The organism is Pseudomonas sp. NFPP07 (assembly GCF_900115645.1).
Classification (GTDB): domain Bacteria; phylum Pseudomonadota; class Gammaproteobacteria; order Pseudomonadales; family Pseudomonadaceae; genus Aquipseudomonas; species Aquipseudomonas chlororaphis.
Genome location: NZ_FOXG01000002.1, coordinates 123,120 through 145,106, shown reverse-complemented (window position 1 = coordinate 145,106; position 21,987 = coordinate 123,120). Strand labels below are relative to the sequence as shown.

21 protein-coding genes are annotated in these 21,987 nt (G+C 63.7%); 13 read left to right on the top strand and 8 right to left on the bottom strand.

The annotated features are described in order from the left end of the window. The first annotated feature begins 1 nt into the window (after position 1). Positions 2-1,159: a phospholipase D-like domain-containing protein gene (locus BM019_RS05655; RefSeq protein ID WP_062823445.1), complete on the top strand. Its 1,158-nt coding sequence runs from the start codon at positions 2-4 to the stop codon at positions 1,157-1,159. A gap of 220 nt (positions 1,160-1,379) precedes the next feature. Here BM019_RS05655 and bglX read toward each other — a convergent pair whose 3' ends face one another. Further along, positions 1,380-3,701, bottom strand: a complete 2,322-nt coding sequence (gene bglX / locus BM019_RS05650; RefSeq protein WP_009042524.1) for a beta-glucosidase BglX — start codon at positions 3,699-3,701, stop codon at positions 1,380-1,382. A gap of 254 nt (positions 3,702-3,955) precedes the next feature. Between bglX and BM019_RS05645 the strand changes: the two genes are divergently transcribed. The 6 genes from BM019_RS05645 (at position 3,956) to BM019_RS05620 (ending at position 8,737) form a co-directional block, all read left to right on the top strand. Beyond that, complete coding sequence (locus BM019_RS05645) at positions 3,956-4,564, top strand: LemA family protein (RefSeq protein WP_009042525.1); 609 nt, start codon at positions 3,956-3,958, stop codon at positions 4,562-4,564. A 73-nt stretch (positions 4,565-4,637) separates the two neighbouring features. Continuing rightward, complete coding sequence (locus BM019_RS05640; protein ID WP_092417817.1) at positions 4,638-5,387, top strand: TPM domain-containing protein; 750 nt, start codon at positions 4,638-4,640, stop codon at positions 5,385-5,387. A 29-nt stretch (positions 5,388-5,416) separates the two neighbouring features. Continuing rightward, entirely contained in the window at positions 5,417-6,034 is a 618-nt protein-coding gene (locus BM019_RS05635; RefSeq protein ID WP_007927435.1) for a TPM domain-containing protein, read from the top strand. 249 nt (positions 6,035-6,283) lie between these two features. Then, positions 6,284-7,501 carry a class I SAM-dependent methyltransferase gene (locus BM019_RS05630; protein ID WP_053259895.1) on the top strand — a complete coding sequence of 406 codons (1,218 nt, stop codon included), beginning with the start codon at positions 6,284-6,286 and terminating at the stop codon, positions 7,499-7,501. Positions 7,502-7,773: 272 nt separating this feature from the next. Continuing rightward, entirely contained in the window at positions 7,774-8,355 is a 582-nt protein-coding gene (locus tag BM019_RS05625; RefSeq protein ID WP_007927432.1) for a DJ-1/PfpI family protein, read from the top strand. A gap of 76 nt (positions 8,356-8,431) precedes the next feature. Continuing rightward, entirely contained in the window at positions 8,432-8,737 is a 306-nt protein-coding gene (locus BM019_RS05620; RefSeq protein WP_009042529.1) for a ribbon-helix-helix domain-containing protein, read from the top strand. A 185-nt stretch (positions 8,738-8,922) separates the two neighbouring features. Here BM019_RS05620 and BM019_RS05615 read toward each other — a convergent pair whose 3' ends face one another. The 4 genes from BM019_RS05615 to BM019_RS05600 form a co-directional block, all read right to left on the bottom strand. After that, positions 8,923-9,276, bottom strand: coding sequence for a DUF6124 family protein (locus tag BM019_RS05615; protein WP_092417816.1), 354 nt, complete (start codon positions 9,274-9,276; stop codon positions 8,923-8,925). Positions 9,277-9,817: 541 nt separating this feature from the next. Next, positions 9,818-12,385, bottom strand: a complete 2,568-nt coding sequence (locus BM019_RS05610) for a TonB-dependent receptor (RefSeq protein WP_092417815.1) — start codon at positions 12,383-12,385, stop codon at positions 9,818-9,820. 120 nt (positions 12,386-12,505) lie between these two features. Next, positions 12,506-13,477 carry a FecR family protein gene (locus tag BM019_RS05605; RefSeq protein WP_092417814.1) on the bottom strand — a complete coding sequence of 324 codons (972 nt, stop codon included), beginning with the start codon at positions 13,475-13,477 and terminating at the stop codon, positions 12,506-12,508. Beyond that, positions 13,474-14,013, bottom strand: a complete 540-nt coding sequence (locus BM019_RS05600; RefSeq protein WP_092417813.1) for an RNA polymerase sigma factor — start codon at positions 14,011-14,013, stop codon at positions 13,474-13,476. Before BM019_RS05600 ends, BM019_RS05605 begins: the two co-directional genes overlap by 4 nt. A gap of 216 nt (positions 14,014-14,229) precedes the next feature. Here BM019_RS05600 and BM019_RS05595 point away from each other — a divergent pair, with 216 nt between their 5' ends. Further along, positions 14,230-14,565, top strand: a complete 336-nt coding sequence (locus BM019_RS05595) for a YegP family protein (RefSeq protein ID WP_009047442.1) — start codon at positions 14,230-14,232, stop codon at positions 14,563-14,565. Between the two features lie 171 nt (positions 14,566-14,736). Here the strand turns inward: BM019_RS05595 and BM019_RS05590 are convergent, their stop codons facing one another. Together BM019_RS05590 and BM019_RS05585 are read right to left on the bottom strand one after the other, a co-directional pair. Next, the gene (locus BM019_RS05590; protein WP_092417812.1) at positions 14,737-15,624 is read right to left on the bottom strand and encodes a dihydrodipicolinate synthase family protein; all 888 of its coding nucleotides are present in this window, start codon (positions 15,622-15,624) and stop codon (positions 14,737-14,739) included. Between the two features lie 30 nt (positions 15,625-15,654). Beyond that, complete coding sequence (locus BM019_RS05585) at positions 15,655-16,437, bottom strand: aldolase (protein ID WP_092417811.1); 783 nt, start codon at positions 16,435-16,437, stop codon at positions 15,655-15,657. A 159-nt stretch (positions 16,438-16,596) separates the two neighbouring features. On the opposite strand from BM019_RS05585, the gene BM019_RS05580 reads away from it, so the two are divergent. Then, the gene (locus BM019_RS05580) at positions 16,597-17,139 is read left to right on the top strand and encodes a helix-turn-helix domain-containing protein (protein WP_009042535.1); all 543 of its coding nucleotides are present in this window, start codon (positions 16,597-16,599) and stop codon (positions 17,137-17,139) included. A 152-nt stretch (positions 17,140-17,291) separates the two neighbouring features. Here BM019_RS05580 and BM019_RS05575 read toward each other — a convergent pair whose 3' ends face one another. After that, positions 17,292-18,311: a DUF4917 family protein gene (locus tag BM019_RS05575; protein ID WP_092417810.1), complete on the bottom strand. Its 1,020-nt coding sequence runs from the start codon at positions 18,309-18,311 to the stop codon at positions 17,292-17,294. A 157-nt stretch (positions 18,312-18,468) separates the two neighbouring features. Between BM019_RS05575 and yiaY the strand changes: the two genes are divergently transcribed. The 4 genes from yiaY to BM019_RS05555 all read left to right on the top strand — a co-directional run bounded on the left by yiaY (position 18,469) and on the right by BM019_RS05555 (position 21,914). Beyond that, positions 18,469-19,617 carry an L-threonine dehydrogenase gene (gene yiaY, locus BM019_RS05570; protein WP_092417809.1) on the top strand — a complete coding sequence of 383 codons (1,149 nt, stop codon included), beginning with the start codon at positions 18,469-18,471 and terminating at the stop codon, positions 19,615-19,617. 283 nt (positions 19,618-19,900) lie between these two features. Beyond that, a complete protein-coding gene (locus BM019_RS05565) occupies positions 19,901-20,647 on the top strand; it encodes a PA3715 family protein (protein WP_092417808.1) in 747 nt (248 codons plus the stop codon). A gap of 84 nt (positions 20,648-20,731) precedes the next feature. Continuing rightward, positions 20,732-21,148 carry a fosfomycin resistance glutathione transferase gene (gene fos, locus BM019_RS05560; RefSeq protein WP_092417807.1) on the top strand — a complete coding sequence of 139 codons (417 nt, stop codon included), beginning with the start codon at positions 20,732-20,734 and terminating at the stop codon, positions 21,146-21,148. 127 nt (positions 21,149-21,275) lie between these two features. Continuing rightward, a complete protein-coding gene (locus BM019_RS05555; protein ID WP_009042539.1) occupies positions 21,276-21,914 on the top strand; it encodes a LysE family translocator in 639 nt (212 codons plus the stop codon). The last annotated feature ends 73 nt before the right edge of the window (positions 21,915-21,987 follow it).

Below are 21,987 nucleotides of genomic sequence, written 5' to 3'. Positions count from 1 at the left end.
TATGGCGGGCGCGGTCTTTCCCTGGCGTGAAGGCAATCGTTTCGAGTTGCTGATCGACGGTCCGAGTTTTTTCCCGCGGATGCTGGTGGCGATCGCCCGTGCCCGTGAGCAGGTGGAACTGGAGCTGTACCTGGTGGAGGCGGGCGCCTGTGCCGAAGCCATGGTCCAGGCCCTGACCCAGGCCGCGGAGCGCGGGGTGCGGGTGCGTTGCCTGTTCGACGACTACGGCAGCCTGGCCTTCACCCTGGGCCTGCGCCAGCGCCTGACGGGCGCCGGGGTCGAACTGCGCTTCTACAATCGCCTGAGCTGGCGCCGCGGGGTGCGCAACCTGTATCGCGACCACCGCAAACTGTTGCTGGTGGATCAGGAGCTGGCGGTGGTCGGCGGCACCGGGGTGACCGATGAATTCTGGAACCCGCTGCAGGACAGCTGCGACTGGCATGAAGTCATGGTGGAGATCAGTGGCCCGCTGGTGCTCGACTGGCAGATGCTGTTCGACCGGCAGTGGATCGCCAACCGCCATCGCACCGCCTGGAAGCCGGCGTCGAACTTCGGCTTGCCACGCCTGCCGCGGGTGCCGGCCCAGGGCGAGGGCATGGGCCGGGTGGCCTATGCCGACGCCCGGCAACACCGGGACATTCTGCAATCGCTGGTGCGCGCGCTGAACAGCGGGCAACGGCGAATCTGGCTGGCGACCCCGTATTTCCTGCCGACCTGGAAGGTCCGCCGCTCATTGCGCCGCGCCGCCGGGCGCGGGGTGGACGTGCGCCTGCTGCTGACCGGGCCACGTACCGATCACCCGTCGGTGCGTTATGCCGGGCATCGTTATTACCCGCGCCTGCTGCGGGCCGGGGTGAAGATCTTCGAATACCAGCCGCGTTTCCTGCACCTGAAGATGGTGCTGATCGACGATTGGGTGAGCATCGGCTCGTGCAATTTCGATCACTGGAACCTGCGCTTCAACCTTGAGGCCAACCTCGAAGCCCTCGACATGCCGCTCACCGATGCGGTGGTTGCAAGCTTCCTCGCCGACTTCGACCAGAGCCAGGAAGTCAGCCTCGAAGCCTGGAAGAACCGCCCGCTGTGGCGGCGGGTCAAGCAGCGGATCTGGGGCTGGGTGGACCGGCTGGTGGTCAACCTGCTCAATCGCCGCGACTGAGTCCGCCTTGGCCTGAGCAAGCACGCTTCTGCGGAGACTGTGCCGACTCTGTAGGAGCGAGCTTGCTCGCGATCGGACGCGCAGCGCTCGTCCGTCGGACAGGCACTTGGAGCGAGTCCGACTCGGTGGGTTGGCCTGTCTGGGGAGAGGCTGGAGCTGGGCGATGGTTTTCGCGAGCAAGCTCGCTCCTACAAGAGCGATAGGAGCGAGCCAGGGAGGGTTACAGCAGTTCGAAGCTCTGTTGCTTGACGTCCCGGGAGTCCAGGCCGATCTCGACCTTGAACTCGCCCGGTTCCGCGGCGTACTTGAGCTGGGCGTTGTAGAACTTCAGGTCGTCTTCGCTGATGCTGAAGTGGATCACCTTCTGTTCGCCGGCCTTGAGCTGCACTTTCTGGAAGTTTTTCAGTTCCTTGATCGGGCGGATCATGGAGCCGGCGACATCCTGGATATACAGCTGCACCACGGTTTCGCCGTCGCGCTTGCCGGTGTTCTTCAGGGTCACGCTGGCGTCGAGCTTGCCGCTCTTGTTCAACGTGGTCGACGACAGGGCCATGTCCGACAGGCTGAAGGTGGTGTAGCTCAGGCCATACCCGAACGGAAACAGGGGACCGGTGGTGTCGTCGAAATACTGCGAGGTGTAGTTGCCTGGCTTGCCCGGGGTGAACGGCCGGCCAATGGTCAGGTGGTTGTAGTAGGTCGGGATCTGCCCCACCGAACGCGGGAAGGTGATCGGCAGCTTGCCGGACGGGTTGTAGTCGCCGAACAGCACGTCGGCGATGGCGTTGCCGCCTTCGGTGCCGCTGAACCAGGTTTCCAGGATCGCGTCGGCCTGTTCGTTCTCGTCGAGCAGCGCCAGCGGCCGGCCGTTCATCAATACCAGCACCAGCGGCTTGCCGGTGGCCTTGAGGGCCTTGATCAGCTCGCGCTGGCTGGCCGGGATGTGCAGGTCGGTACGGCTGGAGGATTCGTGGGACATGCCCCGCGATTCGCCCACCGCCGCCACCACCACGTCAGCCTGCTGCGCGGCCTTCACCGCTTCGTCGATCAACTGCTGGGCCGGGCGTGGGTCGTCCACCACTTCCGGGGCATCGAAGTTGAGGAAGTTCAGGTAGTCGACCACCGCCTTGTCGGCGGTGATGTTCGAACCACGGGCGTAGATCAGCTGCGCCTGATCGCCCAGGGCACGGCTCATGCCGTCGAACAGGGTGACCGATTGCGCCGGCACGCCGGCGGCGGCCCAACTGCCCATCATGTCGATCGGCGCCTTGGCCAGCGGACCGACCAGGGCGATTTTGCCGGCCTTTTTCAGCGGCAGGGTTTCATTGGCGTTCTTCAGCAGCACCAGGCTGCGGCGCGCCACATCGCGGGCATCGCTGCGGTGCAGGCGGCTTTCGGCGTTGGTGTCGGCCGGGTCTTCTTCGGCCTTGCCGATGCGCAGGTAGGGGTTGGCGAACAGGCCCATGTCGTACTTGGCGGCCAGCACTTCGCGCACGGCGTTGTCCAGGTCGCGCTGGCTGACGTCGCCGGACTTGATCAGCCCCGGCAGCTCCTTGGCGTACAGCGAGTCGTTCATGCTCATGTCTATGCCGGCCTTGATCGCCAGCTTGGCGGCTTCGCGGCCGTCCTTGGCGACGCCATGGCGCATCAGCTCGACGATGGCGCCGTGGTCGCTCACCGCCAGGCCCTTGAAGCCCCACTCCTTGCGCAGCAGGTCGTTCATCAGCCAGGTGTTGGAGGTGGCCGGCACGCCGTTGATCGAGTTCAACGCCACCATCACCCCGCCGGCACCGGCGTCGATCGCGGCGCGGTAGGGCGGCAGGTAGTCCTGGTACATCTTTACCGGGCTCATGTCGACGACGTTGTAGTCGCGACCGCCTTCCACCGCGCCGTACAGGGCGAAGTGCTTGACGCTGGCCATGATGCTGTCGGCGTTCTTCGGGCTGTCGCCCTGGTAGGCCTTGACCATGACCTTGGCGATGCGCGAGACCAGGTAGGTGTCTTCGCCGAAGCCTTCGGAGGTGCGGCCCCAGCGTGGGTCGCGGGAGATGTCGACCATCGGCGCGAAGGTGATGTCCAGGCTGTCGGCGCTGGCTTCCCGGGCGGCGATGCGCCCGGAGCGGCCGATGGCGTCCATGTCCCAGCTCGACGCCAGGGCCAGGGGGATCGGGAAGATCGTGCGGTGGCCGTGGATCACGTCATAGGCGAAGAACATCGGGATCTTCAGCCGGCTGCGCATGGCCGCGTCCTGCATCGGCCGGTTTTCCGGGCGGGAGATGGAGTTGAAGGTGCCGCCGATGCGCCCGGCGGCGATTTCCTTGCGGATCAGCTCGCGGGGCATTTCCGGACCGATGCTGATCAGGCGCAACTGGCCGATCTTTTCATCCAGGGTCATCTGCTTGAGCAGGTTGTCGATGAAAGCGTCCTTGTTCTGCAGGACCGCGTCCGAAAAGGGTTTTTCCTGGGCCGATACCGGCGTGGCGGCGGCGAGGGCAGGGTGACTGGCCAGGCTGATCAGCAAACCCAGCAAACACAGCTTCTTCATGAATATTGTTCTCTAGGGCCTAAAACAGACGCGATCAGTACGCGTCGAGCGGCCGAAAATTGGGAGAGCGGCTAATAAAGGAACGACTATTGTTGTTCGGATAAATGCAGCACACTTCTGAACTCTTTTTCGCGCTGGGCATCTTTTAGCCGATTGGCCCGATGCAATCCAGTGGTGGCGGCAGATTATGCCCGATGCACTCGATTCAAAGGGTTACAGGTTCCATCCCCTAGGTTGCAAGGAGCGTCACCACCATGAACGTACGACAGAGCCTTCGCTCAAGCTGGCCCGTGATGGCATTGCTGCTGCTCAGCAGCCTGCTCAGCGGCTGCGGGATCAACAACATCCCGACCCTCGACGAACAGGCCAAGGCGGCCTGGGGCCAGGTCCAGAACCAGTACCAGCGTCGCGCCGACCTGATCCCCAACCTGGTGGAAACGGTCAAGGGCTACGCCAAGCACGAACAGGAGACCCTGACCGCGGTGATCGAGGCGCGGGCCAAGGCGACGTCGATCCAGGTCGATGCCAGCACCCTGGACAACCCGGAAAAACTCAAGCAGTTCCAGCAGGCCCAGGACCAGCTGACCGGCGCCTTGAGCCGTTTGATGGTGGTGTCCGAGCGGTATCCGGACCTCAAGGCCAACCAGAACTTCCTGGCCCTGCAGTCGCAGCTCGAAGGCACCGAGAACCGCATCGCCGTGGCGCGTCGCGATTTCATCCTCGCGGTGCAGAAGTACAACACCGAGATCCGTACCTTCCCCGGCCGCCTGTGGCACAGCGTGATGTACAGCAACCTGCAGGTGCGCGAGACCTTCGAGGCCACCAGCCCCGACGCCGACAAAGCGCCGCAAGTGAAGTTCTGATCAGCAGCGGCTACCCGCGGATCGTGCGAGCGACCGCGGGATCCGCCCCGGCGTTACCACGGATGAGGTTCCAATGCGCGTGTTGAGAGTGGGTGTGGTGCTGTTGCTCTGGGTGTTGGCGATAACGGCCCAGGCCGAGCTGAAGTTCCCGGCGCTGAGTGGGCGGGTGGTGGACAACGCCCAGATGATCGAGCTGGCGGTGCGCCAGCAACTGACCCAGGAGCTGGCCTCCCACGAGCAGTCCACCGGCGAGCAGGTGGTGGTCGTGACCCTGCCGGACCTGCAAGGCACCAGCATCGAGGACTTCGGCTATCAGCTGGGGCGCTACTGGGGCATCGGCCAGAAGGACAAGAACAACGGCGCCTTGTTGATCGTCGCCCGCGACGATCGCAAGCTGCGCATCGAAGTCGGTTACGGCCTGGAAGATCGCCTGACCGACGCGCAAAGTTCGGTGATCATCAACCAGGTCATCACCCCGGCCTTCAAGGCCGGCCATTTCAGCAAGGGCATCAGCGATGGCGTATCGGCCATGCTGCTGGTGCTGGGCGGCAATCCACTGGACGAACCGAGCGCTGCCTATGACGGTGGCGGCGAGCGCGGCAGTGAGTTTTTCGAGCGGCATCCCGGCGCGCTGGTGTTCCTGGTGCTGCTGTTTATCGTGACGATCTTCGTCTGCCAGTTGCTTGGCATCCTGCCCAGCGGTGGCGGCGGGCGTGGCGGTTCCGGAGGTTTTGGCGGGGGCGGTTTTGGCGGCGGAGGCGGTGGGGGCTTCAGCGGCGGCGGTGGTAGTTTTGGCGGCGGCGGATCGTCAGGCGGCTGGTGACTAACAATAATCGATGAGTATGGGAAGACATGGCACTACTGAGTGAGTACGAACAACGGCAGGTCGCCGAGGCGATCGCCCGGGTCGAACAGCAGACCGATGCCGAACTGGTCACCGTGCTGGCCGCCCGCGCCGACGACTACGCCTATATCCCGTTGCTCTGGGCCAGCCTGCTGGCGCTGATCGTGCCGGGCGTGGTGCATTACGCCACCGGCTGGATGAGCATGCACCTGTTGCTGCTGGTGCAATGGGTGACCTTTATCGTGCTCTGCCTGGTGTTTCGCATCCCGCGGATCACCACTCGCCTGATTCCGCGCTCGGTGCGCCACTGGCGCGCCTCGAACCTGGCCCGCCGCCAGTTTCTCGAACAGAACTTGCACCACACCGTCGGCAGCACCGGAATGCTGATCTTCGTCTGCGAAGCCGAGCGCTATGTGGAGATCCTGGTGGACGAGGGCATTTCCAGGCGCCTCGACGACAAGACCTGGGACGCCATCGTCCAGGCCTTCACCCAGCAGGTGAAGCAGGGGCAGACCCTGCAAGGCTTCATCAACTGCATCGAGGCCTGCGGCGAACTGCTCAAGGTGCATGTGCCGGTGACCCATGTGCGCAACGAACTGCCCAACCGCCTGGTGGTCCTGGCCTGATTTCCCCCGTCCCCGTCCCCGTCCCTGTAGCCGCTGCCGCAGGCTGCGATCGGCCGCAAGGCCGTGGCGTTCTGAGGATCGCTGGAGGTCCTGCGGACCTTGCGCAGCCTTCGGCAGCGGCTACAGGAGGCCCCATCGCCTGGAATTCTGCGCCGCCGGGTAAATAACTCCGTGCCCCGGCGGGCCATCCCCCCTAAAATACCCGCCATTCCCCGATTCACACCCCGCATCGCCCGAGGCACCTTTTACATGTCCGCAACCGCAACCCCCGCCAGCCTCGCGCCGGATCATCACGCCCAGTTTCTCGAACTGCTGGAAACCAGCCTGGCGCAGAACGCCTTTATCAAACTGGTGCTGGCCAAGCATGTGGGGGCCGAGGCGGATTTGCAGCGGCTGATCATCAAGCAACTGACGGTCAAGGAGCAGCCGTGCCTGTCCTTCGTCTACCGCTACAAGACCCGCGACATCACCAAGAATTTCCCCCTGGACGAAGGCGTGGCGCTGATCGCCGGGCTGCTGCCGGCGTCATTCAAGAACGCGCACCTGCTGTCGCTCACCGATGAAGTGCAGCTCGAATACAGCAAGAAGGGCAAGAGTTCGCTGTTCAAGGGCAAGGCCCAGCAGCAGCGCGAAGTGCCGTCCGCCGAGCACAACCGCGAGAAGAATCGCTACCTGGAGCTGAGCCGGCCGTTCCTCACCGACCTGGGGGTGACCAACAAGCAGCATGAGCTGATCCCGGCGATGTCGCGCAAGTGGAAGCAGATCAACAAGTTCATCGAGGTCTTCAGCCATGCGCTGAGTTCGTCGCCGATCGACCTGCAACAGCCGGTGCGGGTGGCGGACTTCGGCTCCGGCAAGGGCTACCTGACCTTCGCCATCCACGACTACCTGTGCAACACCTTGCAGGCGCAAGGTCAGGTGACCGGCGTGGAGCTGCGCGAAGACATGGTGACCCTGTGCAACGCCGCGGCGGCGCGCCTCGACCATCAGGGTCTGGAGTTCAAGTGCGGCGATGTGCGCAGCGTGGCGCCGAGCGAGCTGGACGTGATGATCGCCCTGCATGCCTGCGATATCGCCACCGACTACGCGATCCATACCGGCATTCGTTCCGGCGCGGCGATCATCATGTGCTCGCCGTGCTGCCACAAGCAGATCCGCCCGCAGATGCAGAGCCCGGCGCTGCTCAAGCCGATGCTGCAATACGGCCTGCACCTGGGCCAGCAGGCGGAGATGGTCACCGACAGCCTGCGCGCGCTGTTCCTCGAAGCCTGCGGCTACGAGACCAAGGTCTTCGAGTTCATCTCCCTGGAACACACCAACAAGAACAAGATGATCCTCGCGGTCAAGCGCGCCGAGCCCCAGGACCCGGCGCAGCTGCTGGCGAAGATCGGCGAGCTCAAGGCGTTCTACCACATCAGCGAGCACTGCCTGGAAACCCTGCTGCGGGCCGACGGCTACCTGGGCTGACCCTGTAGCCGCTGCCGCCGGCTGCGAACGACGGCGCAGCCGGCGCAAGAGCGGCCCACTCCATCGTGCAGATGCACCGCGGTGCCTGGTTTTGCGGCCCCTGCGGTGCCGATCGCAGCCTGCGGCAGCTTCCGTAGGAGCGAAGCTCGCTCGCGATGAACGATGACGCGATGTACGGATGCGTTGCAGGCGTAGTACCGGGTTATTACCCGGCCCCGCGGATAGGGACTACCTTGAATACTCCTGTTTTCCCTTGAAGAGGAGTCATCTCCATGGCCGCGAAAAAAATCCTCATGCTGGTCGGCGATTACGTCGAGGACTACGAAGTGATGGTGCCGTTCCAGGCGCTGCTGATGGTCGGCCACACCGTGCATGCGGTGTGCCCGGACAAAAAGGCCGGGCAGACCGTGCGCACGGCGATCCACGACTTCGAAGGCGACCAGACCTACAGCGAAAAACCGGGCCATCAGTTCGCCCTGAATTTTGACTTCGCCAAGGTCGAGGCCGCCGATTACGACGCGCTGCTGATCCCCGGCGGTCGCGCCCCGGAATACCTGCGGTTGAACGAAAAAGTCCTGCAACTGGTGCAAGCCTTCGACCAGGCCGGCAAGCCGATCGCCGCCGTCTGCCACGGCGCCCAGCTGCTGGCCGCGGCGGGCATTCTCGAAGGCCGCGAGTGCAGCGCCTACCCGGCCTGTGCCCCGGAAGTGCGCCTGGCCGGCGGTACCTACATCGATATTCCCGTGACGGACAGCCACGTCCAGGGCAATCTGGCGACGGCCCCGGCCTGGCCGGCGCATCCCAGCTGGCTGGCCGGTTTCCTCGGCCTGCTGGGCACCCAAATCACCCTGTAAACGGATGACTTGCTGGCGCTGCTTTTCTGTCAGGAAGCAGCGCCATCGTCCTACCTTCAACCGAGGAGCGCCCAGCATGTGCGAGCTCTACGTCAAAGCCGACCCGATCCTCTACGAGTCCCGTTCGCGCTCGCTGCGCATCTGCGGGGTGGTCACCACCCTGCGCCTGGAAAACCAGTTCTGGGACATCCTCAGCGAAATCGCCGAGGTCGATGGCATGACCACCAACCAGCTGATCGCCAAGCTCTACGAAGAAGTGATGGACTACCGCGGCGAAGTGGTGAATTTCGCCTCGTTCCTGCGGGTCAGCTGCACCCGCTACCTGAGCCAGCGCCGCAGCGCCACGCCGGAACTCAGCGTGGTGCGCAGCGCCACCAAATAACCCCGCACCCTGTAGCCTGCACCCTGTAGCCGCTGCCGAGCCTGCGAGGCTGCGATCGCCCGCGTAGCGGGCGCCAAGCCAGGCAACGCCACGTATCAGACATACCGCGTTGTCAGGTTTTACGGGGCTGTGCCCCGATCGCAGCCTCGCTGGGGCTCGGCAGCGGCTACAGGGGCCGTTTCAGATCAGGAGGTTGGGCGGGTGCCGTCGAGCAGGGCGTCCACCACTGCGCGGGCCATTTCCACCGAATGCACCATGGACCAGATCAGCCCGCGCTCGATGCCGCTGGCGCGTTCGGTGATTTCATCGGACACCTCCTCGGCACATTTGAGCAGCAGGGACACGTGCATCAGCGCGTCTTCGGCATTGACGCCGGGCTGCACGGCGAACAGCGGATGGCCCTGGCCATCGCGCAGGCCAAAGGGGCGGTGGCGAGTGCCTTGCAAGGTGGCGATCAGGCTGGCGTTGGCGCGATCCAGTTCCGGGTCGCGCAGTTTGCGAGGGGATTGCAGGGGTGGATCGGGGACGAGCTTTTTCATGTGTGTCACTCACTCAGTAGTTCCTAGGACTGCCAAGCTCACTTCCACATGAGGGGTGGCAGTTGTGCGTGGGTGTGGAAGACCGGGACTGAGTAACCCGGCACACCCGAAGGTGTCCCGCGCACAACCGCCATAAAAGGCGCCGTCGACGAAAATACGTCGACGCCTGCTTACGAGCGCTCATGCTTACTCAGGACCGAACTTCCACATCCGGGCCGCTGTTTTTGCAGCGACCCAGGCAGACTGCCTGATCGGTTTGAGGGGTACAAGGCGCTCAAAGGCGTTGGGGATTTTCTAGGAAATACCTTACAAAACAAAGCGAAACCTCTTCGCTTCTCACCAGCATCCCCTGACAAAACACGACCTGTAGCCGCTGCCGAGCCTGCGAGGCTGCGATAGGTCCGCAGGACCTCAGACGGTCGCAAGATCGCCGCGCCCCTTCGGGTCGATCGCAGCCTCGCAGGCTCGGCAGCGGCTACAGGGGTTACAGCGATTGCAGCGGTTACAGCGGTTACAGCGATTACAGGGGCATCGCCCCGGTTCAGAAGAACCGCGTCACGCTGATCTTGGCGTTACGCCCCAGGCTGGAGGCGTTTTCGCCGCTCAGGGGCGGGCGGTAATCGCGGTTGAACATGTTGTCCAGGGTGAAGTTGACTTCCGTGCCCTTGAGGTACGGCTGCTGCGGTTTCCAGTTGGCGAACAGGCCCTGCACGTTGTAGCGGTCGTTCTCGTACTGGTCCCAGTAGGAGTCGCCCAAGGCGCTGGCCGGGCCGCTCGGGTAGACGTCGCTCGGCACGCGGTCGGTCTGGCGTACCCACTGGCCCTGCCAGCCCACTTGCGCATCCCACTGCGGGATTTTCACCCCCAGGGTGGCGACCCACTTGCGCGGCGGAATGTCCCGCGCCCAGACATTCGGCCCCCAGGGGTTGGTGTAGGCGCCTTCATGCTTGCCGGTGATCCAGGAGTAGGACAGCGAGCCGAACAGGTAGGTCGAATCGTAGAAGCTCTCGACCTCGAAACCCTTGATGGTCAGGTCGCCGATATTGCGGTAGACCCCGATGGTCGGCTGGTTGCACACCTGGCCAATGCTCTTGCCGCCGCTCAACTGCTCGGGGCAGCCGATCCCCAGGTTCTTCATGATTTCGTCTTTGATCTGGTTGCGGAACACCGTGGTGCGGATCTGCACGCTATCGGCATCGCTGAACACATTGGCGAAGCTGGTGATATTGCCGGCGCGCAATGCGGTGATGCGCTCCGGGTCGAGGTCGCGGCTGGTGGCCGAGCGGGTGGTGCCCGGCGCCTGGACTTCGTACTGCTCGTCGATCACTGGCGCGCGCCAGGTCTTGCTGTAGTCGGCGAACAGGGCGAATTGCGGGGTGACCGTCCAGAACGCCGACAGCCGTGGCGACCAGCCGGTGTAGGTCTTGTCGCCATAGTCGTGGCCGACCACCGGGTCGGGGCTGTTGTAGATCGGCGCGTCGTTTTTCTGCCCACGGTTGCGCACATGGTCGTAGCGCAGGGACGGGGTCAGGGTGAAGTTGCCCAGGGTGATGGCGTCCTGGATATAGAAGGCGTTGTTGTCGACCTTGCCATGGGGCATGAAGCCCGGCTGGTAATGCCCGTTGTTGTACTTGGGCACCTCGTAGGTCTTGCCCGGCATCCACATTTCCACCTCGCGGGTGTGCTTGCGGATCTGGATGCCATTAGTCAGGGCATGTTCCAGCGGGCCGGTGCTGAAGCGGCTGGTGTTTTTCAGCGAGAGGATCCTGTCCTCGTAACCCACGGTGATCTTGCGGCCACCGGAGGCGGGCTGGAAGTAGGCGTTCGGGCCGCGCTCGTCGGTCTGGTCGGTCTTGGAATCGGAGTACTTGGCCTCGAAGTCGATCCACGGGTTGTCCAGCGGTGTGTACTGGTACTTGGCCTGCCAGGTGGTGTCGACGGTATTGCGCTGGGCCAGGAAGCGCCGGGTGGCGCCGTCGTAGCCGTACTTGTCGATATCGTTCTGGGTCGGTGGCGTCGGGTAGCTCTTGGCCGAGAAGGGCGCCCAGATATCGCTGTTGGAACGCATGTAGCTCAGGCCCAGGCGGTGTTCGTCGGTCAGTTGCATGTTCAGCTTGAACAGCTCGCCGTCCAGGTCCTGGGCGGTGTTGGGCAGGCGCTTGGGGTTGATCGGGTAGGCGTTGCGCGGGTCCGGCTGGGCGCTGGCCAGCTTCATGTCGTCGCCGTCGCGCTTGGTCCAGTAGGCCAGAGCATCGAAACGCCGGTCCTCGGTGCGTCCGTACACCGCGCCGGTGTAGGCCTGCTCATGGCTGTTGCTGCTGTAGCCGTACTTGAGCATGGCACCACTGTCGCGGCCTTCCTGCAGCAGGTCGGGGGCGTCTTTGGTCTCCATGTGCACGGTGCCGCCGAAACCGCCGTTGCCGGTCTCGGGCGAGTGCGGGCCTTTTTCCACTTCGATGCGCTTGATCAGTTCCGGCTCGATGAAGATCGAGCCCTGCTGGTAGCGTTCGAAGCCGCTCTTGGTCGCGCCGTCGACGCTCATCGGCACGTCTTCGGCATCGCCCAGGCCCCAGATGTTGATGGTCTGGCCGCCGGGCTTGAGCGAGCCGCCGAGGCTGACGCCGGGCAGGGTGGCGATCAGGCTGGGAATGTTGGTGGCCTGGTGGCGATCGATCTCGGCCTGGTTCAGGGTCGAGCGGCCGACTGTCGCGGAGTCCACTTCCAGGCCGCTGCCGATGACGCTCATGGCCCCCAGCTGCAGCGCCGAACTGCGGGTGCTGCTGTTTTCCGCGGGGCGCACCACGTAGGTCTGGTCGACCTTGACCAGGCTGAACTCGCTGCCGCCCAGCAGTTGCCGGATGGCCGCCTCGGGGCTGAAATCGCCCTTCAGCGCCGGGGCCTTCACGTTGCGCAGCAACTCTTCGTCGAACAGCAACTGGATCTTCGCCTGCTGCGCCACCTGGCTCAGCGAGGCCGCCAGCGGTTGGGCGGGCAGGGCAAAGGTGAACGATTCGACTTGAGCCTGGGCCTGCAGGCTGAACGCCAGGCAGGTGGCGAGCAGGGTCGGACGCGAACAGATGAGCTGCAAGTGATAAGGCGCGCGAAACATGAAATCCCCCGGAGCGGCGACAAAGGCCAGAAAAGGTGTGCGTAAACAACGCAGACCGGAGGAAGACGCGTCAGCAAAATAAAACCTCATATGCGAATGCAAAATATTCGCATATGGGTTTCAGCGCCGGGCTTCGATGCGCACGCGGCCGTCGGCCAGGGCCACGGTTTTCACCGGGATCAGCGCCGGCAGGGCCTTGATCAGGGCGTCCGGATCCCGCACATCGAGGTTGCCCGAGACCTTGAAGTTGCCCAGCGCGCCATCGGCCAGCAACACCGGCTGGCGGCGATAGAGGTTCAGCTCGTCCACCAGGCTGGCCAGGTTGCGATTGCGAAAGGCCAGGTGGCCGCCGCGCCAGTCGGCGACCTCGGCGACGTTCACCGCCTGTTCCCGCAGGGTGCCGCTGGCGTAGTCATAGATGCCGCGCTGGCGGGCGCCGAGCAGCAGCGAATCGGGCTTCTGCGCATCGGGAACGAACGCCACCTGGCCATGGGCGACGCTGACCACCAGTTGTTTCTCGCCGCGGCGCACATCGAAGCCGGTGCCGACCACCCGCACCCGGGCGTTGCCTGCATGCACCCACAGCGGCCGTTCCTTGTCGGCGGCGGCTTCCAGGTACAGCTGGCCCTGGTCCAGGTAGAGGTTGCGCTGCTGCGCGGTGAAGTCGATGCGCAGGCGAGTGTTGGCGTTGACGTACAGGGTGCTGCCATCGGGCAGGTTGAAGCTGCGCATGCCCGTGCTCTGCGCGGCGATCTGTTGCGAATGGATCGCCGGCGGGGCGCCCAGCTCGATGGCCAGCAGCGCGCAGACCAACGCGGCGGCGACCGCCAGGGCCGGGCGCCAGCGCGGCTTTTTGCGCACTGGCAGCGGCGTCGGTCGGTTCAGTGGTTCGAGTTCGGCCAGGTCGGCCCACAAGCGCTCGAACTCGGCGTAGGCCCGGGCATGGGCCGGTTCGCGGGACCAGATCTTGAAGGCGTCGCGGGTGGCCTGGCTGCGATCGTCGCGATTGCGGGTGAACCAGCTGGCCGCCTGGGCATCGATGCTGTCGATCGGGTGCTCGTGCTCATGTTGAGGGTCGCGGGGGCGGGTCATTGGACTTGCTCCTTGCCGTGTTCCTGCTCCAGGCGCTGCTTGCAGTGCAGCAGGGCAAAGGCGATGTGTTTTTCCACCATGCTCAGGGAGATGCCCATGCGTTCGGCGATCTGCGCCTGGCTCAGGCCTTCGAAGCGGTGCAGCATAAGGGCTTCGCGGCGGCGCGGCGAGAGTTCGGCGAGCACGCTCTTCAAGCGCTCCAGGCGTTGCAGGCGCTGGGCCGCGGGCAGAGGCTCGTGATGTTCATCGGCCAGTGGCTCGGGTTCTGCTGCCTGTTGTTCGTGGTGCACCTTGTGCCTGACCTTCTGCCGGCGCCAGTGATCGCGCAGCAGGTTGCGCGCCATCTGGAACAGAAAGGCGCGGGGTTGTTCGACCTTGGCCCGGTCGCGGTAGTCGAGCCATTGGGTGAAGACGTCCTGGGTCATGTCCGCCGCATCGCTGGCGTTGTCCGTGCGTTTACGCAGGTAATGCAGGATGTCCGCATAGAACCCGCGGACGGGGTCCGCCGAGGTGGGGTCGGGCTTGAAGCGAGACATGAAAATCCTTCGCAAGGGCTGCCGGGCAGAAAGGTCGCGAATGATATCGAGAATTATTACTATTTGTCTGCATGAGTTTCGCGTCATGAACCGGATGCGGTTTTTCCTGTCTGATGCTGCGTGCCTCAGCAACACACCCCAAAACGCTGGTAAACCGGCAAAGACAGGCTTTAATCCGAAGTGCATTCGCATCTTTGGACACTCAGGAGCAGGACCATGGCTGGATGGTATGAATTAAGCAAAAGCAGTGACGGGCAGTTCCGCTTCGTTCTCAAGGCTGGCAATGCTGAAACCATTTTGACGAGTGAGTTGTATTCCTCCCGCAGCGCTGCCGAAAACGGCATCGCTTCGGTGCAGACCAACAGTCCCAACGAGGCCCGCTACGCCAAGGAAGTCTCCAAGGACGGCAAGCCTTATTTCAACCTCAAGGCCGCGAACCACCAGATCATCGGCAATAGCCAGCGCTATTCGTCCGAGGCGGCGCGCGACGGCGGTATCGAAAGCGTCAAGACCAACGGTCCAACCACCACCATCAAGGACAAGACCGTTTAGTTTCTGCTCTGAAACAAAAGAGCCCGACAGGACAACCTGCCGGGCTTTTTGTTGGGCGCTGTCCTGTGCTGTAGGAGCGAGCTTGCTCGCGATAAGAACTCGAGGATCAGGCGGTGCAGCTACCGGCCTCATCGCGAGCAAGCTCGCTCCTACAGGGGGGCGGCAGGGCGTTTAGCGCACTGTGTTCAACATGGCCTGCAACTGATTGCGCCCGGCTTCATTCAGCGGGAACACCGGCAGGCGCGGGTCGCCGACCTGCAGACCGATCATGTTCAACCCGGCCTTGATGGTGGTCGGCAGGCCGCCCTTGAGGATGAAGTCGAGCACCGGCAACTGGCGGTAGAACAATTCGCGCGCGCGCTCCAGGTCGTTGTCCAGCACCGCCTGGTACAGGTCCAGGTTGAGCTGCGGGATCAGGTTCGCCGCGGCGGTGCACCAGCCCTTGGCGCCGGCGGCGAAGGCTTCCAGGGCCAGCGGGTTGCAACCGTTGTAGAACGGCACCTGGCCTTCGCCCAGCAGTTGCAGCTTATGCATGCGCTGGATGTCGCCGGTGCTCTCCTTGACCATGGTCACGTTTTCCACCGCATGGAAGATCCGCAGGATCAGCTCCACCGACATGTCGGTGCCGCTGGTGGCCGGGTTGTTGTAGAGCATGATCGGCACGCCGACGCTGTCGCCGATGGCCTGGTAGTGGGCGAGGATCTCAGCTTCGCTGAGCTTCCAGTAGGACGTCGGCAGGACCATCACCGCATCGGCGCCCTTGGCCTCGGCAAACCGCGCGCGGCGCACGGCCTTGGCGGTGGTCAGGTCGGACACGCTGACGATGGTCGGCACGCGCCTGGCGATGTGGCGGATGCTGAACTCGGCGACCTGGTCCCACTCGGCGTCGCTCAGGTAGGCGCCTTCGCCGGTGCTGCCCAGGGGCGCGATGGCCTGCACGCCGCTGTCGATCAGGCGATCGATGGAACGGCCGAGGGTGTCCAGGTCCAGTTGCTCACCGTTGGCGGTGAACGGGGTGATGGTGTAGCCGATGATGCCGTGAATGTTGGCGTTCGACATGGCGACGCTCCTTTAGCGAATGAGGTGGGTTCAGTTCAGGCAATCGGCGTGTTGCTTGAGGTTCTGCCGAGCGTAGTAGTTGAAGGCGGCGGCGTGACGCTTGGGCTTGGAGATCCAGTCATGGGCCTCGCGGCCGAGCTCCGGCAGGATCGGCTTGATGGTGCCGGCGGCCATGGCCAGCAATTGCAGCTTGGCGGCGCGCTCGATCAGTTGGGCGATCACGCAGGCTTCCTCGATGCTGGCGCCGGTGGACAGCTGGCCGTGGTGCGAGAGCAGGATGGCGCGCTTGTCGCCCAGGGCCGCGGAGATGATTTCGCCTTCTTCGTTACCCACCGGCACGCCCGGCCAGGCCTCGAGAAAGGCGCAGTCGTCGTACAGCGGGCACAGGTCCATGTGGGAAATTTCCAGCGGCACTTCGATCATCGACAACGCGGCGACGTGGGTCGGGTGGGTGTGGATGATGCAGTTCACGTCGGGGCGGGCGCGGTACACCCAACTGTGGAAACGGTTGGCCGGGTTGGGCATGCCGTGACCTTCGAGCACCTCCAGGTCCTCGTTGACCAGCAGCAGGTTGCCCGCGGTGATCTCGTCGAAACCCAGGCCCAGTTGCTGGGTGTAGTAAGTGCCCGGCTGCGGGCCACGGGCGGTGATCTGCCCGGCCAGGCCGGAGTCGTGACCGTTCTCGAACAGGATGCGGCAAGTCAGGGCCAGCTTTTGCCGGTCGGTCCACGTATTATCCGCCAGGGTGTTTTGCATCTGGGTCAGGGCTTGCCTGACCAGTTGTTCTTTGGGTAGTGCTAATGTCTTGGCCATATCGGTGTCCTTTGGTCGTTGCAATGGACGTCGGATTTGCCAGCTCCCGCTGCTCGCAAGGTCGTTGGGTGAAAGCAAATGACACTAAAGAGGCTATATGACACTTTGTGTCATTGGCAAGGACAAATCGTCGCCTCCTTGATGGGTTAACCGTTCTACATGTCTATCCGTTTGAAATTATTGAGAAAAAAACTTGGCGTGACGCTGGAGGCCCTGGCCGAGAAATCCGGCATGACCAAGAGTTACCTGTCGAAAGTCGAGCGCGGCCTGAACACGCCCTCGATCGCCGCGGCGTTGAAACTGGCCAGGGCGTTGAACGTGAACGTCGAGGAGCTGTTCGCCGAAGACAAGGTCAGCCTGGACAGCTACAGCCTGGTGCGCAGCGACGAACGCCAGTCGCTGGCGGCCAACGACCAGGCGCCGGGTTATGCGGTGCTGGCGCATCAGGTCAGCGAGCGCAGCCTGCTGCCGTTCATCATCTACCCGCCCAGCGAGTTCACCGACAAGAGCTTCAAGGAACACCTGGGGGAGGAGTTCCTGTTTGTCCACGAAGGGCAGGTGGAAGTGGATTTCATGAACGAGCGGGTGATCCTCAACCGGGGCGACGCGCTGCACTTCAACGCGCAGAAACCCCACCGCCTGCGCTCGGTGGGCGAGGTGCAGGCGCAGTTGCTGGTGGTGGTACACAGCGGCGAGGAATAAGGGACACGATGTAGCCGCTGCCGCAGGCTGCGATAAGGCCGAAGGCCTTCAGAGATCTCAACACCGTGCGCCCCCTTCGGGGTCGATCGCAGCCTCGCAGGCTCGGCAGCGGCTACAGAGGTGGCGCTCCGCAGACGCCTGCCCGCGATCTTTCAGCGTTCGACCGGCACCGACAGCGCAGGATCGCCCAGCGCATGGCTCTTCGAATCGAAGAAGCGCAGCGTCACTTCCACCCCCTCGAACAGTTTGGCGTAGCGCCGCTTCTGGTTCTGGATGAAGGCCTTGCTGCGCGGCTGGATCGAGATTGCCAGGGTCCGCACTTTGGACTGGCGGATGGCGCTCACCAGGTGGCTGTCCTGGGAGCCGAGGTCGTGGCCGAAGATGCACAGCGCGTCGCTGTGATTCAGCAATTGCTGGTAGCAGAACGACAGGTAGTCGCTGCCGCGAATGGTCTTGAGCTTGTCCGCCACCGGGCCTTCGCTGACGAACAGCGGCACATCGTCGAGGGTCTTGAGGGTGTTGTTGATGGCGAAGTTGCCCAGCAGCGTGCCCTCGGTGGAACCCAGCTTGCGCGCGGTGCCGTCCTGGTTGCGCACCAGGTGCAGGCCGCCGTGCAGGTACAGCACGCGGGTCTGTTGGCTGGCGGTCTGGCTGATGTCGAAGCTCGGGTCGGCGCCCTGGAACAGGTCGTCGATGCCCTGGGCATCGTGCTGGATCGCCCAGTAGTTGAGCAGGTCGTAGTTGCTGGTGAACACCGTGCGGTAGCGGCGCAGTTCCTGGTTGATCTGCGACAGCGTCGCCGGCTGCACCAGGCGCCACGGAATGTGCACCGCGTGCACGGTATTGATCAGCGCTTCCTTGATCGCGTAGTAGCGATTGCGCGGCGCCGCGGAGCTGACAGCCAGGGCCTTGTTGACCCGGCTGGTGGTCTTCAGCGCCCCCAGCACCTGCTCGAAACTGCGGGTCTGCAGGGCGTCGAACACGCTCAGTTCGGAGGGGCTCAGGGGTTTTTCTTCAACGCTGCGGGCGTTCTCGAACAGCGAGTCGTAGGCGAAGTCTTCCCACACCGCGCGGCTGGCGCCGTTGCCGATCAGCAGGCCGGCGATCGGCGTGCTGGCGCGCAAGGCGTTCCAGTCTTCAAGGTCGGCATCAAATTCCTGGAAATCCATCATCGCGGTTCGTCGTCTCAAGGCAGAAGGTGTACAGGGCGCCGACTTTATCACGACCGACCCTTGAGCCAGATCAACAACGCGCGTGACCGATGGGTCGATCCTGTGCGCATTTGTCGGATCGGCACGGCTGATCCAATCCCAGCCTGGAGGACGCGCCATGAGCAGCACTTTTTTCATTCCCGCCGTGAACATCATGGGTATCGACTGTCTCGACGAGGCCATGGTCGCGATCCGCAACTACGGTTTTCGCAAGGCGCTGATCGTCACCGACGCCGGCCTGGCCAAGGCCGGGGTGGCCGGGATGATTGCCGAGAAGCTGGCGATGCAGGACATCGATTCGGTGATCTTCGACGGCGCCAAGCCCAACCCGAGCATCGGCAACGTCGAGAAGGGCCTGGCGCAATTGCAGCAGAGCGGCTGCGACTTCGTGGTTTCCCTTGGCGGCGGTTCGCCCCATGACTGCGCCAAGGGCATCGCCCTGTGCGCCACCAATGGCGGGCATATCAGCGACTACGAGGGCGTCGACCGTTCGGCCAAGCCGCAGCTGCCGCTGATCGCGATCAACACCACCGCCGGCACCGCCAGTGAAATGACCCGTTTCTGCATCATCACCGACGAGCAGCGCCACGTGAAAATGGCCATCGTCGACCGTAACGTCACGCCGCTGCTGTCGGTCAACGACCCGGCGCTGATGGTCGCCATGCCCAAGGGCCTGACCGCCGCCACCGGCATGGACGCGCTGACCCACGCGATCGAAGCCTATGTGTCCACCGCGGCCAACCCGATCACCGATGCCTGCGCGCTGAAAGCCATGACCATGATCAGCCAGAACCTGCGCCAGGCGGTGCACGACGGCAGCGACCTGGTCGCCCGGGAAAACATGGCCTACGCCCAGTTCCTCGCCGGCATGGCCTTCAACAATGCGTCGCTGGGTTTCGTGCATGCCATGGCGCACCAGCTGGGCGGTTTCTACGACTTGCCCCACGGTGTGTGCAACGCCGTGCTGCTGCCCCATGTGCAGAGTTTCAATGCCATGGTCTGCGCCGGACGCCTGACCGATGTGGCCCACGCCATGGGTGCGGACATCCGTGGCTTCAGCCCGGAGGAGGGCGCGCAGGCGGCCATCAGCGCCATTCGCAGCCTGGCCCGGGATGTCGAGATCCCCAGCGGCTTGCGCGACCTGGGCGCCAAGCTGACGGACATTCCGGTCCTGGCCGCCAACGCCCTGAAAGACGCCTGCGGCCTGACCAACCCACGCACCGCCGACCAGCGCCAGATCGAAGAGATCTTCCGCAGCGCGTTCTGAACCATCCCTTGTAGGAGCGAGCTTGCTCGCGATCGATCGCGTCAGCGATCTGGGCGATGTTCCGCGTTGTTCTGACGAATATCGCGAGCAAGCTCGCTCCTACAGAGGGGCATAACTGGCGTTTGCGAATCGAGCCCCCAAGTTTGCATGCAGTCGAAAACCGGCAGGCTTGTTCATATGAGGGCGCGGGAGTCAGGCTTGAATGGGTTGAAAGAGTCGATTGGGCGGGGGATAGTGCGTGGCTTAAACGTGGTGATCGTCGATGGGCGCAGGGAGCGGAGCAATGACATCGAGATATGGTGCGCTGGGTTGCTGGGTCATGATCGGACTGTCGCTGGGCACGACTCATGTCCATGCCCAATGTGCCTCACCCGAACTCAAGGACGGCGTGGTGGGATACTCGGAGTGCAAGGCGTGGCCAGCCTATCCTGGAGTGAGCATTACTGTGAGTTCGCAGCTCGAGGCGCACTCGGCTACTGAAAATCCCTATGACCAAGGCACCTATGATCTCCGCCTGGCTCTGGTTGCGAGTGAAGATGGCGCCGCCCTGGCCACATATTCTCAGGCCTCATCATTCAATTCCGACGCGATCAGCTTCAATGGGCTGAGTATTGATACTGCCCGTTATAGTCTCACCCCGCAGTTACGTGCATTCGGCATTCGCGCTGCTTTCCGAGGGTCGTCACGGGCCAACCCTTTCGGTGAAGCCTGGCTGTCACTCTACGTCAAAGAGGGCAACACCCTGCGTCCGGTGCTGGAGTCGTTGGTTGTCGAGTCCTATGGGGGAGAATGGGACACCAACTGTGAAGGCGAATTTCATGAGACCAAACGCACCCTTCAGATGGCCAAGAGCAGCAGCCACGGTTATGCCGACCTGATCGTCAAAACCCAGTCAAGTGGTTCGACCAATGTTCGCAAGGGCGAAGAGTGCGTTTCCGTATCCCGTGCCGAGAAGCCGGCAGTGACCACCCTGCGTTACGACGGCAAGCAATACGTGGTACCGGAAGGCCTGAAAGGTCGCTCATTCTGATGCGTTGCCTGATCTCCTGATGTTGGCTCGTCTGTTAGTCGTGCTGGCCACTGGCGAGGCGATGGACTCAAAGGTATCCAAGACATGCTCACCGGCCTCAACCATCTGACCCTCGCCGTGACCGACCTGAATCGCAGCCTGGGGTTCTACCGCGACCTGCTGGGCCTGCGCCTGGATGCCAGCTGGGACAGCGGCGCCTATCTGTCGCTGCCGGGCCTGTGGTTGTGCCTGTCGTTGGACCCGTCGCGCCGCTCGGCCGAAGTGCCGGACTACACCCATTACGCCTTCAGCATCGAGGCCGGGCATTTCCTGGCGTTCGTCCAGCGCCTGCGGGCTGCTGGCGTGCGGGAGTGGCGCGACAACCGCAGCGAAGGCGCCTCGTTCTATTTCCTCGACCCCGACGGCCACCCGCTGGAAGCCCATGTCGGCGATCTGGCCTCGCGTTTGCGCGCCTGCCGGCAGCAGCCCTATGCCGGGATGACGATCTTTACCGACGAATGACCGCTCGCCGCCGCTTCAAGACGGCTGGCTGTCGTTATGGCGACCCTGGTGGGGTGGTGCGGGGGCGCACAAGCCGGCAGAATCCTGCGATCAAAACCGCGCCACCTTCGGCGCTTCGGAGTGTGGCATGACCTCTTCGCTGTTACTGGCCGTTCTCGCCTCGGGCTTTATCTATGGCATTACTCCCGGACCGGGCGTGCTGGCGGTCTTCGGTATCGGCGCGGCGCGCGGGCGGCGGGCCGGGGCCGGCTTTCTCTGCGGGCATCTGCTGGGCGACGTGATCTGGTGCAGCACCGCGCTGATCGCCATCGTCGGCGCGCGGGAGATCGGCAGCACGGCCTTCGATGTGCTCGGCGTGCTCAGCGGCCTTTATCTGTTCTGGCTCGGCCTGCGGGCGATCCGCAGCCAGCGCAGCAACGGGCAGGAACCCCAGGGCCCGGCGCGCCAGCCGTTCTGGCACGGCATCCTGTTCGGCCTGACTAACCCCAAGGCGTACCCGGTGGCCGTGGCGACGTTCACCGCACTGCTGTCCAGTCGCGCCGAGCTGCTCAACTGGTCGATGCTGCCCTGGCTGATCTTCCTCAGTTTCCTCGGCGGTATCGGCGCATACGCTATTCTGATTGGCATCGTCGGTGCGCGGCGGGTGCGGACCCTGTATCAGCGCCACGAGCTGGCGATCACCCGGCTTTGCGGCGTGATGTTCATCGGGTTTGCCATCAACGCCTTGCTGCATGCCGTTCCGGGATTGCTGGCGAACAAGGCATAAAGGCTGTCCGCAAGGTTGCGACAGCCACGGACCCGCAGCGGCCCTGCGCCGCTGCCAGAACCAGGGATTGATA

What these genes read in the sequence shown, in the direction of transcription:
- BM019_RS05655 (WP_062823445.1), top strand. Translation starts at nt 2, where the DNA reads ATGGCGGGCGCGGTCTTTCCCTGGCGTGAAGGCAATCGTTTCGAGTTG.
- bglX (WP_009042524.1), bottom strand. Translation starts at nt 3,701, where the DNA reads ATGAAGAAGCTGTGTTTGCTGGGTTTGCTGATCAGCCTGGCCAGTCAC.
- BM019_RS05645 (WP_009042525.1), top strand. Translation starts at nt 3,956, where the DNA reads ATGAACGTACGACAGAGCCTTCGCTCAAGCTGGCCCGTGATGGCATTG.
- BM019_RS05640 (WP_092417817.1), top strand. Translation starts at nt 4,638, where the DNA reads ATGCGCGTGTTGAGAGTGGGTGTGGTGCTGTTGCTCTGGGTGTTGGCG.
- BM019_RS05635 (WP_007927435.1), top strand. Translation starts at nt 5,417, where the DNA reads ATGGCACTACTGAGTGAGTACGAACAACGGCAGGTCGCCGAGGCGATC.
- BM019_RS05630 (WP_053259895.1), top strand. Translation starts at nt 6,284, where the DNA reads ATGTCCGCAACCGCAACCCCCGCCAGCCTCGCGCCGGATCATCACGCC.
- BM019_RS05625 (WP_007927432.1), top strand. Translation starts at nt 7,774, where the DNA reads ATGGCCGCGAAAAAAATCCTCATGCTGGTCGGCGATTACGTCGAGGAC.
- BM019_RS05620 (WP_009042529.1), top strand. Translation starts at nt 8,432, where the DNA reads ATGTGCGAGCTCTACGTCAAAGCCGACCCGATCCTCTACGAGTCCCGT.
- BM019_RS05615 (WP_092417816.1), bottom strand. Translation starts at nt 9,276, where the DNA reads ATGAAAAAGCTCGTCCCCGATCCACCCCTGCAATCCCCTCGCAAACTG.
- BM019_RS05610 (WP_092417815.1), bottom strand. Translation starts at nt 12,385, where the DNA reads ATGTTTCGCGCGCCTTATCACTTGCAGCTCATCTGTTCGCGTCCGACC.
- BM019_RS05605 (WP_092417814.1), bottom strand. Translation starts at nt 13,477, where the DNA reads ATGACCCGCCCCCGCGACCCTCAACATGAGCACGAGCACCCGATCGAC.
- BM019_RS05600 (WP_092417813.1), bottom strand. Translation starts at nt 14,013, where the DNA reads ATGTCTCGCTTCAAGCCCGACCCCACCTCGGCGGACCCCGTCCGCGGG.
- BM019_RS05595 (WP_009047442.1), top strand. Translation starts at nt 14,230, where the DNA reads ATGGCTGGATGGTATGAATTAAGCAAAAGCAGTGACGGGCAGTTCCGC.
- BM019_RS05590 (WP_092417812.1), bottom strand. Translation starts at nt 15,624, where the DNA reads ATGTCGAACGCCAACATTCACGGCATCATCGGCTACACCATCACCCCG.
- BM019_RS05585 (WP_092417811.1), bottom strand. Translation starts at nt 16,437, where the DNA reads ATGGCCAAGACATTAGCACTACCCAAAGAACAACTGGTCAGGCAAGCC.
- BM019_RS05580 (WP_009042535.1), top strand. Translation starts at nt 16,597, where the DNA reads ATGTCTATCCGTTTGAAATTATTGAGAAAAAAACTTGGCGTGACGCTG.
- BM019_RS05575 (WP_092417810.1), bottom strand. Translation starts at nt 18,311, where the DNA reads ATGATGGATTTCCAGGAATTTGATGCCGACCTTGAAGACTGGAACGCC.
- yiaY (WP_092417809.1), top strand. Translation starts at nt 18,469, where the DNA reads ATGAGCAGCACTTTTTTCATTCCCGCCGTGAACATCATGGGTATCGAC.
- BM019_RS05565 (WP_092417808.1), top strand. Translation starts at nt 19,901, where the DNA reads ATGACATCGAGATATGGTGCGCTGGGTTGCTGGGTCATGATCGGACTG.
- fos (WP_092417807.1), top strand. Translation starts at nt 20,732, where the DNA reads ATGCTCACCGGCCTCAACCATCTGACCCTCGCCGTGACCGACCTGAAT.
- BM019_RS05555 (WP_009042539.1), top strand. Translation starts at nt 21,276, where the DNA reads ATGACCTCTTCGCTGTTACTGGCCGTTCTCGCCTCGGGCTTTATCTAT.